The organism is Rothia sp. HSID18069 (genome assembly GCF_003989155.1).
In the GTDB taxonomy this organism is placed as follows: domain Bacteria; phylum Actinomycetota; class Actinomycetes; order Actinomycetales; family Micrococcaceae; genus Rothia; species Rothia aeria.
In genome coordinates, this window is record NZ_RBMG01000004.1 from 236,481 (window position 1) to 251,303 (window position 14,823).

14 protein-coding genes and 1 tRNA gene are annotated in these 14,823 nt (G+C 58.2%); 6 read left to right on the forward strand and 9 right to left on the reverse strand.

Features of this window, described 5'->3' with window-relative positions:
- Positions 1-28: 28 nt before the first annotated feature.
- Positions 29-709 (forward strand): hypothetical protein, encoded by a 681-nt coding sequence (locus D8M41_RS10190; protein WP_238693518.1) that lies wholly within the window; start codon positions 29-31, stop codon positions 707-709.
- Positions 710-854: 145 nt separating this feature from the next.
- On the opposite strand, the gene disA is transcribed toward D8M41_RS10190, so the two are convergent.
- Complete coding sequence (gene disA / locus D8M41_RS10195) at positions 855-1,928, reverse strand: DNA integrity scanning diadenylate cyclase DisA (RefSeq protein WP_006888339.1); 1,074 nt, start codon at positions 1,926-1,928, stop codon at positions 855-857.
- Positions 1,929-2,139: 211 nt separating this feature from the next.
- On the opposite strand from disA, the gene radA reads away from it, so the two are divergent.
- A complete protein-coding gene (radA, locus tag D8M41_RS10200; protein ID WP_126926950.1) occupies positions 2,140-3,567 on the forward strand; it encodes a DNA repair protein RadA in 1,428 nt (475 codons plus the stop codon).
- A 104-nt stretch (positions 3,568-3,671) separates the two neighbouring features.
- Here the strand turns inward: radA and D8M41_RS10205 are convergent, their stop codons facing one another.
- Positions 3,672-5,084, reverse strand: coding sequence for a DHA2 family efflux MFS transporter permease subunit (locus tag D8M41_RS10205; RefSeq protein WP_126926951.1), 1,413 nt, complete (start codon positions 5,082-5,084; stop codon positions 3,672-3,674).
- Between the two features lie 77 nt (positions 5,085-5,161).
- Here D8M41_RS10205 and D8M41_RS10210 point away from each other — a divergent pair, with 77 nt between their 5' ends.
- Entirely contained in the window at positions 5,162-5,809 is a 648-nt protein-coding gene (locus D8M41_RS10210) for a TetR/AcrR family transcriptional regulator (RefSeq protein ID WP_126926952.1), read from the forward strand.
- A 39-nt stretch (positions 5,810-5,848) separates the two neighbouring features.
- Here D8M41_RS10210 and D8M41_RS10215 read toward each other — a convergent pair whose 3' ends face one another.
- From D8M41_RS10215 to D8M41_RS10240, 6 genes are all read right to left on the reverse strand, one after another.
- Positions 5,849-7,177: an FUSC family protein gene (locus tag D8M41_RS10215; protein WP_238693519.1), complete on the reverse strand. Its 1,329-nt coding sequence runs from the start codon at positions 7,175-7,177 to the stop codon at positions 5,849-5,851.
- A 28-nt stretch (positions 7,178-7,205) separates the two neighbouring features.
- The gene (locus D8M41_RS10220) at positions 7,206-8,759 is read right to left on the reverse strand and encodes a polysaccharide pyruvyl transferase family protein (RefSeq protein WP_126926953.1); all 1,554 of its coding nucleotides are present in this window, start codon (positions 8,757-8,759) and stop codon (positions 7,206-7,208) included.
- 27 nt (positions 8,760-8,786) lie between these two features.
- Positions 8,787-9,782 carry a glycosyltransferase family 2 protein gene (locus D8M41_RS10225; RefSeq protein WP_037233038.1) on the reverse strand — a complete coding sequence of 332 codons (996 nt, stop codon included), beginning with the start codon at positions 9,780-9,782 and terminating at the stop codon, positions 8,787-8,789.
- A gap of 138 nt (positions 9,783-9,920) precedes the next feature.
- Positions 9,921-10,952: an inorganic phosphate transporter gene (locus D8M41_RS10230; protein WP_126926954.1), complete on the reverse strand. Its 1,032-nt coding sequence runs from the start codon at positions 10,950-10,952 to the stop codon at positions 9,921-9,923.
- A 3-nt stretch (positions 10,953-10,955) separates the two neighbouring features.
- Positions 10,956-11,573 (reverse strand): DUF47 domain-containing protein, encoded by a 618-nt coding sequence (locus D8M41_RS10235; RefSeq protein ID WP_006888432.1) that lies wholly within the window; start codon positions 11,571-11,573, stop codon positions 10,956-10,958.
- 308 nt (positions 11,574-11,881) lie between these two features.
- Positions 11,882-12,583, reverse strand: coding sequence for a hypothetical protein (locus D8M41_RS10240; RefSeq protein WP_006888397.1), 702 nt, complete (start codon positions 12,581-12,583; stop codon positions 11,882-11,884).
- 114 nt (positions 12,584-12,697) lie between these two features.
- Here D8M41_RS10240 and D8M41_RS10245 point away from each other — a divergent pair.
- Positions 12,698-12,770 (forward strand) — tRNA-Lys (locus D8M41_RS10245).
- On the opposite strand, the gene D8M41_RS12170 is transcribed toward D8M41_RS10245, so the two are convergent.
- Complete coding sequence (locus D8M41_RS12170; RefSeq protein ID WP_126926966.1) at positions 12,732-13,121, reverse strand: helix-turn-helix domain-containing protein; 390 nt, start codon at positions 13,119-13,121, stop codon at positions 12,732-12,734. The genes D8M41_RS10245 and D8M41_RS12170 overlap by 39 nt on opposite strands.
- Before the next feature lie 330 nt (positions 13,122-13,451).
- Between D8M41_RS12170 and D8M41_RS10255 the strand changes: the two genes are divergently transcribed.
- Positions 13,452-13,757: a hypothetical protein gene (locus D8M41_RS10255; protein ID WP_126926955.1), complete on the forward strand. Its 306-nt coding sequence runs from the start codon at positions 13,452-13,454 to the stop codon at positions 13,755-13,757.
- 29 nt (positions 13,758-13,786) lie between these two features.
- On the forward strand, positions 13,787-14,823 hold a 1,037-nt coding region (locus D8M41_RS10260), incomplete at its 3' end, for a helix-turn-helix domain-containing protein (protein WP_148110209.1).

Genomic DNA, 14,823 nt, shown 5'->3' on the forward strand with positions numbered 1-14,823 from the left:
CTGTATTCTTATATGTATGTCAGAAGATATGGATTTGCCCCCTGAAGTATATCGCCGTCGACGCATTATTGCGGCAGTTGCGGCAATTATTATTTTGATACTTCTTATAGTAGGTATTACCTGGGCTGTTAATACCATTCAAAACCGTAATACGAATGAAGCAGTCCCCAGTGCTACAGCAACAGCAGAGGCATTCCAAAACTTCAGCGCCCGAGCGGATGTGACCGCCTCACCCACCGGCTCGGCAAGCGCCAACCCCTCACAAGCAGCCGATCCCAGTAAAAGCCCTGACCCGAGCGCATCCACCTCCTCGGCTGCTGTAGCTGCCTGCTCTGCACAGAACCTTAAAGTGACCGTGGCCCCCTCCAAAAAGCAGTATGCTGCGGGGGAGGCACCTTCTTTTACCGTCACCTACACCAACACCTCTAAAACCCCCTGCGCCATCGGCGGAGATAAAGCAGAAAACGGCATAGAGCTGAACATTACCTCCGGTGCGGCACAAACCTACTCAAAGAACAAGTGCGCCCCTGCGCCGTTGAAAAAAGCTGAGCTTGAGCCGGGGAAAGAAGCCACCGGTGAGATAGCCTGGGACCGCAAATCCAATGCGTCAGGGTGCGAAAAAACGAAGGACGCCGAGAAAGGCACTTATTCGGTGGTTGCAAGCGTGAACGGTGTTGCCTCACAGGCGGTAAGCTTTACCCTCGCCTGATAGTAACTATCGCGGCATCCGCGGTGCTGTCCTGAGGGAGGGGGCCTCTAAGCACGCTCCCTCCCGGCCGGGGGGGGAGGGAGGCCGGTAGTTTCCCGTACGTGAAGCCGCCTTCAGAAATGCTCTGCACGGGCTAGTGTGTGGTTTACAGGTACTTTTCGAGGGTGCTCTCAGCCATGCGGGAGAGCGACTCACGCAGGGTGCGGGCGCGGTTGCCGCCGACCCCCTCCACGGCCCGCAAATCCTCAAGGGTGGCTGCCATAAGCGCCTGTAAAGTGCCGAAACGTTCGACTAGGCGCGAAGAGATAATATGTGGGATGCTTTGAATACCATCCAGCAGACGGTATCCGCGCGGCTGAAGCGGAGTGTCTAAATCATACCCCTCAAAGCCGACCACCTGCGCAATAACCTTCAAATCGACAATGTTCATATCGTCCAGGTTCTCCAGAGCCTCAACAGCATCCCCAATATTCCTCGGGTTGGGGTTCGGCAGGTAGTCGAAGAGAATAATCTCGCTGCCGGGCATGTCGGGGCTGCGCAGTTCCTCAAGCTGAAGCGCCACCAGGCGGCCATGCACACCCAGCTCAAGCACATAGTGGCTAACCTCGGAAATAATACGACGCACCATCTCCATGCGCTGAAGGGTGGCGGCCACATCCCCCAGGGTCACGTGCGACTCAATTTCTAGAGTCGAGAGCGTCCCCAGCACTTTACGCAGGCGTTTCTTGTAGCTTTCAAGAGTCTGGATGGCCTGGTTAGCGCGGCTCATGAGGTACTGGGTGTCCTGCACCGTGTAGCGGGTACCATCCACATACACCGAAATCACAGACATAGAGGCACTGACCGAAATCACCGGAAAACCAGTCTGGATAGCGATACGTTCGGCGGTGCGGTGGCGGGTACCGGATTCATTCGTCTCAATGAACGGATCAGGCATGAGCTGCACAGCGGCTTTGAGGAGCCGGGTGGCATCCCTATCGCAGATAATAGCGCCATCCATTTTGGCGAGTTCGCGCAAACGGGTGGCCGAGAATTCCGTATCAATATCGAACCCGCCGGAAGAGAGCGCGGCAACGGTGCGGTCTGAACCGAGCACAATGAGTGCGCCGGTACGTCCGCGCAGGATGCGCTCCAGCCCCTCCCGCAGTTCGGTGCCGGGGGCGATGCGAGCGATCGTTTTGAGAAGGAGTTCGCTATAGTCTGTTTGCACGTGCTCCATTGTAGCCTGTTTATAGTGTTATTTCGCCTTTGAGGGTTGAGCGCAGGGGGCGCGTAGTTACACGGAAAAATGCATAAATAAAGAGTATTCGTTCTGTTTTAAGTGGTGGTTTACCGCCAGCGCACGCCCTGACCGGGGTGCATCATCGGTATGGTGCCTTATGGGCAGCTGCAGGTCTTAAACCGTCAGGGCCGCCCGTACAATAAAAACTATGGCTGCACGCACAAAAACCACTAAAGGAACCCCCGCCTACCGCTGTACTGAATGCGGCTGGACCACCGCCAAATGGGTGGGCCGATGCGGGGAATGCCAAACCTGGGGTTCTGTCGAGGAAGCCGCCGGGGGTACCGTGGCGCGCACCCGTACCGCATCCAGCGTGCAGAAACCGGCGCAGGTGATCGGCGAAGTAGACTCGACCGTCGCCGCCTATATGAGCACCGGCAATCCCGAATTTGACCGGGTGCTCGGCGGGGGACTGGTGCCCGGTGCCGTGATTCTGATGGCTGGCGAACCCGGCGTGGGCAAATCTACCCTGCTGCTGGATGTTGCCGCCATCTTCGCGCGCGGATACACCCCGCGAACCCCCGCCGCTGAGCGTGCCCGCGCGAAAACCCGCGACGTGCTGTATGTGACCGGTGAGGAATCCGCCGCGCAGGTTAAGCTGCGTGCGGACCGCATCCACGCCGTTGCCGATACCCTGTACTTGACGAGCGAAACCGACCTGGGGACCGCGCTGGCGCATATTGAGCAGGTAGACCCGGCGATGCTGGTGATCGACTCGGTGCAGACCCTTGCGTCCGCAGATGTTGAGGGCAGCGCCGGGGGTGTTACGCAGGTGAGGGAGGTTGCCGCATCGCTGATCGCCACCGCGAAAGCACGCAATATGTGTACCCTGCTGGTGGGGCATGTGACCAAGGAAGGCACGATCGCCGGGCCGCGACTGCTGGAACACCTGGTCGATGTGGTGTGCCAGTTCGAGGGCGATAAACACTCCAATATTCGTATGCTGCGCGCTATTAAAAACCGGTATGGGCCCACCGATGAGGTCGGTTGTTTCGATATGCACGAGGACGGGATTGCGCCCGTGCTCGACCCGTCCGGCATGTTCGTTTCGCGCACGCCGCATCCGGTGGCGGGAACCTGCGTGACCGTGACGATGGAGGGGCGCCGCCCGCTCCTTGCCGAAGTCCAGGCGCTCTTGGATCAAGCGGTGGCACCCGCGCCCAGGCGCACGGTGGCGGGGCTGGATTCGGCACGCATCCAGATGCTTTTGGCGGTTTTGCAGCGCCGTGCCGGGCTGAACGTGGGCAAACTCGACTGCTATGTTTCCACAGTGGGAGGCGCCAAAATCTCTGAGCCCGCCGCCGATCTGGCGTGTGTGATGGCGCTGGCATCGGCTGCGCAGAATAAGCCTCTGCCGCGTAAACTCGCGGTGTTTGGCGAGGTCGGCCTGGCGGGGGAGGTGCGTGCCGTGCCGGGTATTCGCCAGCGTATTGCCGAGGTTGGCAGGCTGGGGTTCACGCATGTGCTGGTGCCCGCATCCCCAACGGGCGTGGGGCAGGTGCCCGATGGGGTGACCGTGCGCGAGGTCGCCACCTTGGGCGAGGCGCTGAACCTGCTCTTCCCGCAGGATAAATAACTGCCGCACATCGTGATGCGAACCGTGAGCAGAGTATTTTGGCGAGCAGATAACGAATTGCTGTCTGCTCGCCAAAATATTATCCGCTCGCGCAGGCTAGGTGGTTAGCTTTGCGTTTTCTCCCGCGCATGCTCATGTTTGGGGAAGAAGAAGGCAGCGAAAGTGCCCAGTACCAGTGCTGCCGCACCGGTCAAAATGGCTGGAGAAGCCGCATCCGTAAACCCTGTGGGCGTAAGGGTGCCGTCAAGGGCCGTAAAAATTGCGGTGAGAGTGGCGACCCCCAGCGCGATTCCTACCTGCCGTATGGTCATATTAGTCCCCGAGGCGGTTGCCCTGTCTTCAGGCACCATGCCTTGCAGGGTTGCCGTGGCGATAGGGGCAAAAACCATGCCCATACCCACCCCGGCGGCCATATAGAGAGGTACAGAGTAGATATATTCAACACCGGGATCAAGGATTGCACCGATCCAGAGCAGCCCAATACTCATGAGTGCCATGCCAACCACAATCACTGGGCGGGTACCGACCCTGGATGTCAGCAGTCCTGCAAGCGGTGAAACAATCAGGGGCGCGAGAGTCCATGGCATGGTCATCAGCCCGGCTTCGAGCGGGCTTGCCCCTTGGACCACCTGCAAGAACTGAAGCAAGATAAAAGTAACCCCAAAGGTGCCGAAGAAAAAGAGGAACCCTACAATATTCGCCATACTAAAACTGCGGTTACTAAAAAGACGCAGCGGAAGCAGAGGCGCGGCGGCGCGTGATTCCCACCAGATGAAAGAGACTAGGACGAATACTCCACCAATCAGAGCGGTGAGGACTTCCAGGCTAGTCCATCCGGCATCATTGCCGCGCACGATGCCGTAAGTTATGCCGAACAGTCCTATCCCCACGAGGGCCAGCCCAGGGAAATCAAGCGGTTCGGGGCGGCCTCGGGACTCTGGGATTGTGAACCATACCAGGGGAATGCAGAGCAGCCCGAATGGTACGTTAATCCAGAAAATTGCGTGCCAAGTCATGCCCTCAACCACAGCACCACCGATAAGGGGACCGAGCGCTACACCAAGTCCAGCGACTCCTCCCCAAATTCCAATAGCAGTAGCACGCATCCGCTCGGGTACGGATGTACTCAGCAATGCAAGGGAAAGTGGCATAACGGCAGAGCCGCCGATTCCTTGAAGAGTACGGGCCGTGATGAGGGTGCCAATATTATCGCTGATACCGCACCACGCAGAGGAAGCAGTAAATACAAAGATCCCCAGTAGGAAGACACGACGGCGTCCAAACCGGTCGGCCAATGCCGAGGACATGAGAATGCAGGATGCAAAGGTCAGGGTGTAGGCGTTTACCGTCCACGTGAGTTCTTCCAGCGTGGCACCTAGATTTGTTCGAATAACCGGGAGGGCATTGGTGACGACGAGGTTATCGAGGGAAGCCATAAACATGGGAATAGACAGCGAGATGCTGATGAGCCAGGCGGGGTGAGTACGGGGTTTTTCTGCCTGTTGGGTCTGTTTCATGGGAAGGTCCGTTTCGTCTAGCTTTAAGTAATCAATTGATTACTTAAAGCTAGGTTGTCGGGTGATAACATGTCAATATGGCCGAGAAAAAACCTGCACCTGGGCAACGTCTCCCCGCCGCCGAGCGCCGTGAACAGATGCTAAACGCCGCCAGTATTGTTTTTGGTGAGCGCGGCTACACCGGAGCTACCACAGATGCCGTTGCCAAAGCAGCTGGAGTGAGCCAGGCGTATATTGTGCGCACCTTCGGCTCTAAAGAAAACCTTTTCGCAGAAACAGCCAGCCGTGCTGTTGATAAAACCATTGAAATATTTCGTACAGCTGCTCAAGGTGTGGAAAGCCCCCAGGAACTCATAAGAGAGATGGGGCATGCCTACGTAAAACTTGTAGCTGACCGGGGAATTCTGCTGACCATGATGCATGTCTTCACGATGGGGCATCATGAGCGGTTTGGTCGGCTCGCCCGCGACGAATTTATGCGTATTTACCGAGTACTGCACCACGAGATAGGGATGAGCCCTAAAGAAGCCGAAAAGTTTTTGGCGAAAGGTATGCTCATTAACACGGTTTTGGGGATGCGCTTAACCGATGTTATGGAAGCCGCCCCTGATGTACAAGAACTTTTGGAGTGCATATTCACGCAGGAAGAAGCTCAGACCGTAGCGGATCTGATTTCTGGGTATGAGCCGCTGCCTCCTGCGGCACGGGGACGCACATCATCCTAACGATGTGCGCAGCCGCCGCCTGATTGTCTTCCAGTGAGGCTACTCGGGGTGCTTCTCAAGCTCCTGGTCATGCAAGATAATGTTGATCGTGCGGCTCCGCAAATCTTCCTGCTCATCCTGGTTGTTATTAGCCTGCACAATTGGAATTTCGGAGGTGCGCGGTGCGTGCTCCGTGACGGCTTCACCCAGCTTTACCAGTGCTGCGGATGCCTGCTCGTGCCCCAGGCCGGTGGCTTCAAGCATATCCACCGTCATCAAGCGCAGCATGAGCACCAGCGACTCACCCTCAAATGAGGCCACACCCATCTGCCTCGGCTCCAAGGTGCCAGCGAGATCCACCAGACGTTCACGCGCAACCTGCATATAATGCGCCCGCTCCTGCTCGGTACCCGAATACATGCCCAACCCCACGCTCTGCGTGGCAAGCGCCAGCGAGTCCAAGGCCGCCGCTAACGACTCCAAGGCGGCTGGGCGCAGCTGCACGTGCGCAATCGTTGAGGCCATACGCCGGTTAAACACACGGTCGTTACGGATCGCTAAATCAACGGCGTTGAGGGTCTGCGCCAGCCGGTCAAGTTCAGCCCGGCTCTTCTTACCCACCCACGAGAGCTGAGCCATGCCGCGCGCCGTCACCAGGTCGTTGCGGCACGCATCGTAGAGCGGCTGCAGCTGGCGGGCGTCCCGTAAACTCTGGTACGCCTTCTCGTAGTTATACTCGCGGATCGCGCTTGCAGACAGAAAAAACACGTCAGAAAACGCGCCCATGAGCGCTTCGGCACGCTCCCGGGGGCCATTGCGGGGGTCCTTAGGCATGAGGAACATCATCAGAAACGCCGCCACGCCGCCCACCACGCCATCCAGGCTGCGGGTAAACGGCAGATCGGAGGTTGGCGGCAGCAAAATCACCAGGCACGACTGGGCGCTCATCTGAATCGTAAAAATAATGCCGTTATCAATAAAGCGGGCCAGAAGCACCGACAGGAACAGCGCCACCGCCGCCTGCCACGGCCCGCGACCCAACGCCATCAGCAGCAGCTCGCCCACCAGAATGCCGCACGTGACCCCCAGCGACACCTCCAAAATACGGCGGGAATGGGTGGACCCGCTCACATACCCCAGGGACACAATGGCGGCTGTCGCAGCGAAAATGGGTTCCTGATGCCCCAGCACATAGAACGAGAAAAAGTACGCGCCAATCCCCGAGATCGTAATCTGCAGGGACTGAAAAAACCCCGTGCGCACACGGCGGGCACCCTCACTCAAATAGCTGCGGGTGTGCTTTCTCGCTGAGGTATACATGCCAGCCATATGTTTAGTGTACCGGCGTGCGGCCTGCTGTACAGGCCCACAAGGGGGTGGGTGTCGCATTCTGCACCCACCCTCGGCCGGGCTTAGCCTACCGGCGCAGGATGCGCTTCAGCAGAGAACCCTGATACTCAGCCAGCTTACGCTCGGCAGCCTCAGCGCGCTCACGCAGCCCGGCTATCTCGCGGTCTTTCCCCTCAATCTCGTGGCGGCGGGCGTCCTCCCACGAGTGCATACGATCTGATAAGGCCCACTCATTTCCGGCCTCTAAAGAGGCGCGCCTCAGCAGCCGCCGCGCCGCACGGTTCACCCCGCGAAGCGGCTCGTTCAGCGCCTCCACTTGGTGCACCTTCGGCAGGTTCTGCGGCTCGCGTGCCTCGTCGTTGCCGCTAATACGCTCCCACACGTACTGGCGCCACTCGGCCAAAGCGCCCAGCACCTCGGCCCGGCGCGGTGCCTGCAGCTCGGTGAAGGTGGCCCCCAGCTCGGGGTCATTCAGCTGCACCGCCGCATCCAGCAGCAGGGAAGGGATGGCGGTGCCGAGCATTTCCAGCGGGGTGATGAACTCACCCACACCGTAATGTTTCATCACACCGGTGAGCCGCATTTCGGTGAACGCATCCGGTACCAATGCCACCACGGGCACCCCCACTGCCAGGCCGAAAACTGCCGGGTGGTAGCGGCTGGTGAGCGTTAGCGCAGCCCCCTGGTGGATGCGCACGGCGGCGTCTGCGTGCGTGATTGGTACTAGGGTCGCGGGGGTGTGCATCTGTTCGGCGATGCGCGCATGCACCTCATAGTCCCCGCGCTCACCCGCAACGGCTGCCTGGGCGGGGTTGCCCATGTGGCTGAGGAACACGGTGCTCAGGCCGTGCTCCTGGTAGGTGTACTCCAGTAGCTCCGCGAGGTTCTGGGCCTGCTCGTCGTCAGCATCATCAATGGTGACGCACACGTACCGTTGGGGCAGCTCAGGCACAGCCACTGACTCGGGGTATTCCAGTGTAAGTTCGGGGGAGTGTGGGGCGTAGTTGGTTGCGTCGTCGGCGCCAGCTAAGGCCTCAATGCCGCGTTCGGTGCACCAGGCGTATGAGCCGCGCTCACGCACCGCCACCGCCACCGCGCTGCGGAGCATACGTTCAAGCACCTCGGCATCGGTGTTCGAAAGTACCGGCCCAAGCGACTGGCCCGAAATAAACAGCGGAATCTTGCGGTATTCGGCGACGAGGGCGATAGCCGCCCGCTCGTACAGCAGCCACCCATACCGCGAGTTGAGGTTGCCGCCGCCGGAGATAACCACAGCATCTACCGCGCAGACCCCCTCAACGAAAGCCCGTATTTTCGTGGCATCCGGGGCGAACTTGGGCAGTGTGGGCATTACGCCGCTGCGCAGGTACTCTTCCAGTAACTCTAGGGTCTGCTCCCGCTGCGCCGGTGCCCACGGAAACAGCAGGTACGGCAGGTACTCGTACTCTTCACCCGCCGCCCCAGCGCCAATGAGCTGACGAGAATGCTCCTCATCGCGGGTTGCCAGGACGATGCGTGCCCCGCGCCCGGCAAAAAATGTGGCGGACGCTACCGTCATTGCTTCGTCGCCCACATGGTAGACCGGCTGGCCAATATCGCCAGCCACCAGAACCTTAGTCATTATGCACTTACCTTATTGTTGGTGTTTTTAACCGCGCTTAAAATATTTGGTGATGCGTTCGGCCCGTTCCCGCCACGATAAGGCCCGCTCGACCCGCAGCAGCCGCTCGTTCTGCTCCCGCTGGGCAGCCTCAATACGTTTCAGCTGTTCGCCCTGTTCCCGCTGGGTTGTCTCGATACGACCTAATGTTGCCAGCACGTCCCGGAGCAGGTTGTGGTTTTCAAGAATACGCCCGTCTAGTTCGTTCGCCAGGTGCGCCTGGTACAGGTAAGGGCCAGCCGAGGAGCCGGAGGCAATATCCTTACGGATCTCTTCGGCGCGCACCTTCGAATCGTAGTAGCGGTGCTCAGCTTCACGGCTCACACTATTGGCGGCGGCGCCAGTGGCTTCGGGGCGCTGGCACCAGTACGCCAGCGGTTCGTCAATCGTGATGATTTCGCCTTCTGCGGCGGCGCGCATATTAAATTCCCAGTCGCCTACCACGGCCAGATCGTCCCGGTAACCGCCGAGCCTGGTGTGCAGGTCGCGGCGGTAGATCACGCCGATGGGTACGGCGCGGTTGGTGCGGTATAAAAACTGCAGCCCAACAACGGGCAGTCCCTCATGGAAGATACGTTCGTTGAGCACCTGGAACCCGTTGTCGGTTTCGCGTTCGAACCGTTCAACAATGCGCACGGTGCACATATTCGCCCCGGTCGAATCGAGGGCGGCGACGGTGTGTTTAAGAAATTTGGGGGCCCACAAGTCGTCGTCATCGTGCACGGTCACGTAGGTTGATTCGCTTTCACGAACCCCCAGGTTGGAAGCGGCTTCCATGCCGATGCCGTCGGTGTGCAGTAGCGTGGTTTTATCGGCCACCGGGCTTGCGGTAACAATGCGTTCCGCCTCGGCCCTGTCACCACCGTCGTTGACCACGTACACGGCGTAGTCCTGGTAGGTTTGCTCCGCAATATTGGCTAGGGCGCGGGTCAGAAATTGTGGTCGGTTTTTGGTGCGCACAATAATGGCGACAGTGGGCGTCATTATTCTCCCATTCTCCCGGAAAGTGAGGCCGTAAGGCGCACATGCGCACGGCATGGTTGAGGCGTACCTAATTATTGTACGGGCTTTTTGCTACGCACAGTTTTAAAGCTGTCGGTTGGGCGGCAAATCCGCTGGTTTTCACTCGAAGAATAATCCGGTGACGCTCATCAGAGCCACCGCCAGCAGGAAACAGGCGGGAAAAGTAATCACCCAGGTGAGCAGGATTTGCCGCACCACGCGGGCGCTGACAGATGCGTGCCGCTGGTTCACCCCCGCCCCGAGCGCTGAGGCGACCGCTAAATGCGAGGAAGAGAACGGCAGCTGCAGCACGAACTGCCCTGCCGCGAGCACCGCTGCGGTTGTTCCCTGGGCGATAGCCCCGCGGAGCGGGTCAAGGCGCACCATACGGTGGGTGAAGGTATACCCGATGCGCCACCCGCCGGTCAGGGTACCCGCCGCGAGGATGGCGGCTACCAAGGCGGCGCATACGATCATGAGAGTTGCCGGGGCTTTATCGAAACTGACTGCGGATGTGAACGGGGCGAGCACCCCGGAAAGCAGCAGAAGCAGCAGGTAGCGCTGGCCGACCTGCAGCCCGTGTAATAGCGAGATGCCAGCAGTTGAGACGGCGAGAACTTCGCGGGAGGTACTATTGACCCGGTGCGGTGCGGTGCGTAATGCCAGCCGGTAGAACGGGAATACGAGCACCCAGGAGAGCAGGAACGTCAGCGGCGGCAGCAGCAGTAGCGGGGCGAGGGCGGTGGTGAAGATGGTGTGCACAAACCCGTAGTTTTCAAACCCGTCGGTGTGGGCGTACCAGGCCACCCCGGCGAGCGCGCCAATGAGCGCGTGGGTTGCGGAGGAGGGCATGCGCATCGCCCAAGTGATAGTGCCCCACGCCGCTGTGGTGGTTAGGGCGCACACGATACCAAGGAGGGTGGGTGTTCCTCCCGGGACAACAAGCCACGACGCCTCATATTCTTTTATCAGCATATACGCGAGGATGACCCCGGCGCCGTTAAAGAGCGCACTCACCACCAGCGCCGCCACGGGTGTCATGGCACGGGTACGTACCGGCACCGCGATCGCATTCGAGGCATTATGCACACCGGTGACAAAAATCGCGGCACAAAACGCCGCCACGCACAGCAGATACAGCAGGGTAGGCACGAGCTAGGACTCCTGCACAATAATGCGCCCAATTTCGGCTGAGACGTCACGCATAGCGTTCGCGGCGGCGCTGAGGCGCGTAATGAACTTGGTGTAGCGGCGGTACCGTTCCATAGGGTAGCGGGCGGCCAGCTGCGCGTCGTACTCTTCGGCGGTGCGCACCGCTTGGCGGGATATGCGCAGCATGTCCATCCAGTAGGTGTCCAGCCCCCTGACGTCAATAAGTTTAGGGATCACCGCTTCGGTGAGCACCGCCTGCCGCTGAATAATGTCGAGAATGGCGGTGCTGTGCGTGGCGAACCCGTCAATACGGTGTAGATAGAGGATGTGCGCGGCACTGGTGAGCTCCTCCACCGCACTGGTGAGTTTACGGGCGAGCGTGTACAGGTCTTCACGCGGTAAAGGGGTGGCGAACGAGCTGCGCACAGAGGTGAGGGTCATAAAAAATAGTTCGGTGCAGCTGGCCTCGTGGGCGAGCATCCGCTCGAATAGGTCAGGGTAGTCGCTGGTGGGGGTGCCAACCATTTCCGAAAGGAGCGCCGCCGCGCCCGCAACCTGCGCCGAAATCTGCGCCAGTGACTGCAGCGAACTGTTTTCTTGCGGGAAGAGGCGTTGAAGCATATACCGATTCTATCTCTGTTGTGAACTTCGGCGGCTGGGTGTGGGTGCAAAAGAAGAGGCCAACGAATCCGCTGACCTCTTCGATACGTATGGGATGTCGGGTTGGGAGCGCCTCTCGGCGGAAGGCCGCTCGAAGCGGCAAATGATTTGGAGCCCGGGGCTACCTATTAGCAACCCGACATCTTGTAATCATTATCCCGCCCGTGCGGGGGCCTGTCAATGCCCAACACCGGTTTGCGGCGCATCGGGAAGTCTTACCTTTTTATGCTGCCAGCACCGAAAAATCAGCGCGCACAACCTGAAAAATATTAGAATCCTTCAAGTCCCCCATGTTGACGCCACAGCAGCGCCACAGCTTCTAAATCTTCAGCGATTTGCCCCAGCCTGCGCACCCGTTCGGGGATGCTTAACATGCGGTTCACGCCCTCGCGGCGCACCTCATGGCTGGGGGCGAGCGGTACATGCACTCCTGCGGCACGGGCTATGTCACCTGCGGCGTACTCGGCCCGTAAACCGAGCGCCACCACCCGCGCGAACGCGGCGAAACGCTCCAGGGCTATATCAACCTCACCCTCGTACACCCCCGCTAGGATACTGTCTGCTGTGGCCACTACCTCCCAGGCGCTGGGTGGGTCGGGTACGCCCGCGAGCACGTGTGAACGGTAGTCGTCTTCAAGCCCTTTAGCGAAGGCGCGGCTAACTGCTGTTGCGTCACGGTGCACCGCATCCCGTAGCGAGTACATGCGCCACAGTGCCCCCGGTAAGGACTGGGCGGGGGCTGATGCCCACATGAGCGCTAACGTTTCAAGCCCGTACTCGTCGGTGAAGTCCACGAGGCGTTGGGCCACCTGCGGGTCTGTGTTAGCGCGCCCACGAGCCAGTAAGACGCGTGCCGAGGCGTACGCCGCCTCATGCTGGGCGGCAGGGTTTTCACCACCGGCCTGCCGCTCAAAAATTTCGTGAGAAGCCAATACGGGCCGATGATAGCTGCGGGGCGTTGAAGAAACCATAGGTTCCTCAGTCTAACGCCGCAGCCACCGTGCGAACAGGGTCTTCGCTGACCGAAAACCTCACCCGAGGCCGTGTTTAGGGTTCGTCCATGTGTAGTGTATAGTTGTACTGGAGCGCCTTTAGCTCAGTTGGTAGAGCTACGGACTTTTAATCCGCAGGTCGTGGGTTCGAGCCCCACAGGGCGCACTCTTCACCAGAGATCATCTGGTATGTCGCCCCTTTCGGTATGAAGCCGATAGGGGCGACTTTTCGTTTAATCCGTCCTTGGCCTTCTTCTATATACGAAGGAGCAGGAACACGTGCGGAGACAATGCTGTCTCCGAGTAAATCTCCAATAGTTAGATTAAGGGCTCCAGCAAGTGTAAGTAGCTCATCCAAGCTGAAATTTTGTTTTCCTCGGAGTCGATCTGAGACACCTGCCTGTGTAATGGCAAGGATGCGTGCAACATCTTTTTGGGTCAGTCCAGCTTTCGCAAGTAGCCCCCGAATCTCGCGGGCTACGGCTTCTGTTGCGGTATAGGTTGCAGTATTACTCATGGGCTTAGCATATCAAGGAAGGTAGTAAAAATTAACTTTACACGTATATTTTATAAGAAATTCTTGCGAAATGAGAGGTAAATATAAATATTTCTGATATTCTAAAGGCATGAGTTATATCGAGACTGTCACTTCAAACTTGAAGGCGGAGATGGCCCGTGTGGGTGTATCTCAAGCAGAGATGGCCAAAGTCCTTGGCATTACTCCTGTATCTATGGGTGGGCGTATGCGGATGCGACCCGAGCTACGGATCTCTGAGCTGGAGAAAGCAGCTGAATATCTTGGGCTTGATGTTTGGGTTTTCTTTCAGAGGCAGGAGGGAAAAAGGAAATGAGCTTGTCTGTTATGCAGCGCCCTGCCGCTGAGGTTGGGATCGGACATTTCGTCCCTAAGAAGCAAGAAGCATCAGTGTATGCCGACGCTCGCGCAGAGCTAGAGAAATCCCCGCTGCTGTTTCAAATTCTTGCGAATTTTGAGCAGGAGCATGGTCTTCCTACCTTCACAGAGGGAATGCCTGAGGAAATTCTGGACGCCCGTATTTGCCGGTATGTTTTGGTTTCTCTGGGTTGGGGTCTGAGGATTGCCCCGGATGAGTTAACTCATGCAGGCACGTGGACAGCTCTAGCAGCGGCATAAATAACGGGTTGTAGAGGGATTTAGATTCAATGTCTTTCAGGATGGTCAACTGGGCATACACACATGATTTGCCCCCAAGCCAGAAATTTTTACTCGTCACACTTGCTGATAAAGCAGATGATGACGGCACGACCAGCGCAGGTGTGGAGTTCTTGGCGTACGAGACTGGCATCTCTGCTCGCACTGTTATTCGCCATCTCAAGCAGCTTGAAGAAATGGATCTACTTCATAAAGAGCGCCGGGAATGGAAAGGGTTCGGCGGTCGGAAGACGAATCTGACGATCCTGCACCCCTGGGTTGAAGGTTCTAAACCGACGTGGCATGACTACAAAAAGCTACAGCAGAAAACAGAAAAAACTAAGCGCGCATTCGGCATCACTGAGCCTGTGGAAAACTTTGAACCTGCACAAGATGACAATTTGGCACTTAGTTCAAATTCCGGGGCAAATGCACAAGATGACAATTTGTCACCTTCTGTACACAAGGTGACATCTGTGCACACACAAGGTGACAAATCGTGCAATTTTGAGGGTACGCACGTTAATAGGAACGCGCGCGCGCAGATTAACCATCAGTTAATTAACCATCAGTCCGTCAGTCAGTCTGGGAAGTCACCTGGGCCTGTGGAAAACTCTGATGGATTGACTGACGGATGGATGAAGATTGAAAATTCAAAAAATCCGCAGACGAAACCAACCCAAGGGGCTAAGGATGAAAATTCCCTCAAAAGCCCTCAGGTAGCCCAGGGAAGCCCTGAAGCCTCTTTCGTGGGTAAATCCTCACCCGTGACTGTTTTAGGTTCTCAGCGGGGCGTACAGGGCTCTGTGGGGTCTGAGGCAGGGCAGGTTGGTCCTGCTGGTGCCGGGGGTGTGGTGGACGCTAGGGGCTCAGAGGCTGCTGAGCGGTTCCATCGTGGAGTTGACCTAGAGCGGGTGAAGTCCACACTGTGCCACGCCGGAATACCGGCGACATCTGTGGACGCTGCGACGTTTGTTCGCATGATTGATCTGGTGCTGGGTCGGGCCACTGCCCCGGTGCAATCCCCAAATGGCTACGTCACAGCCGC

Coding starts and splice junctions, on each gene's coding strand:
- disA (WP_006888339.1), bottom strand. CDS start 1,928: ATGGAGCACGTGCAAACAGACTATAGCGAACTCCTTCTCAAAACGATC.
- D8M41_RS12170 (WP_126926966.1), bottom strand. CDS start 13,121: ATGAGTAATACTGCAACCTATACCGCAACAGAAGCCGTAGCCCGCGAG.
- D8M41_RS10225 (WP_037233038.1), bottom strand. CDS start 9,782: ATGACGCCCACTGTCGCCATTATTGTGCGCACCAAAAACCGACCACAA.
- D8M41_RS10215 (WP_238693519.1), bottom strand. CDS start 7,177: ATGCGACACCCACCCCCTTGTGGGCCTGTACAGCAGGCCGCACGCCGG.
- radA (WP_126926950.1), top strand. CDS start 2,140: ATGGCTGCACGCACAAAAACCACTAAAGGAACCCCCGCCTACCGCTGT.
- D8M41_RS10240 (WP_006888397.1), bottom strand. CDS start 12,583: ATGGTTTCTTCAACGCCCCGCAGCTATCATCGGCCCGTATTGGCTTCT.
- D8M41_RS10255 (WP_126926955.1), top strand. CDS start 13,452: ATGAGCTTGTCTGTTATGCAGCGCCCTGCCGCTGAGGTTGGGATCGGA.
- D8M41_RS10205 (WP_126926951.1), bottom strand. CDS start 5,084: ATGAAACAGACCCAACAGGCAGAAAAACCCCGTACTCACCCCGCCTGG.
- D8M41_RS10210 (WP_126926952.1), top strand. CDS start 5,162: ATGGCCGAGAAAAAACCTGCACCTGGGCAACGTCTCCCCGCCGCCGAG.
- D8M41_RS10220 (WP_126926953.1), bottom strand. CDS start 8,759: ATGACTAAGGTTCTGGTGGCTGGCGATATTGGCCAGCCGGTCTACCAT.
- D8M41_RS10235 (WP_006888432.1), bottom strand. CDS start 11,573: ATGCTTCAACGCCTCTTCCCGCAAGAAAACAGTTCGCTGCAGTCACTG.
- D8M41_RS10190 (WP_238693518.1), top strand. CDS start 29: ATGGATTTGCCCCCTGAAGTATATCGCCGTCGACGCATTATTGCGGCA.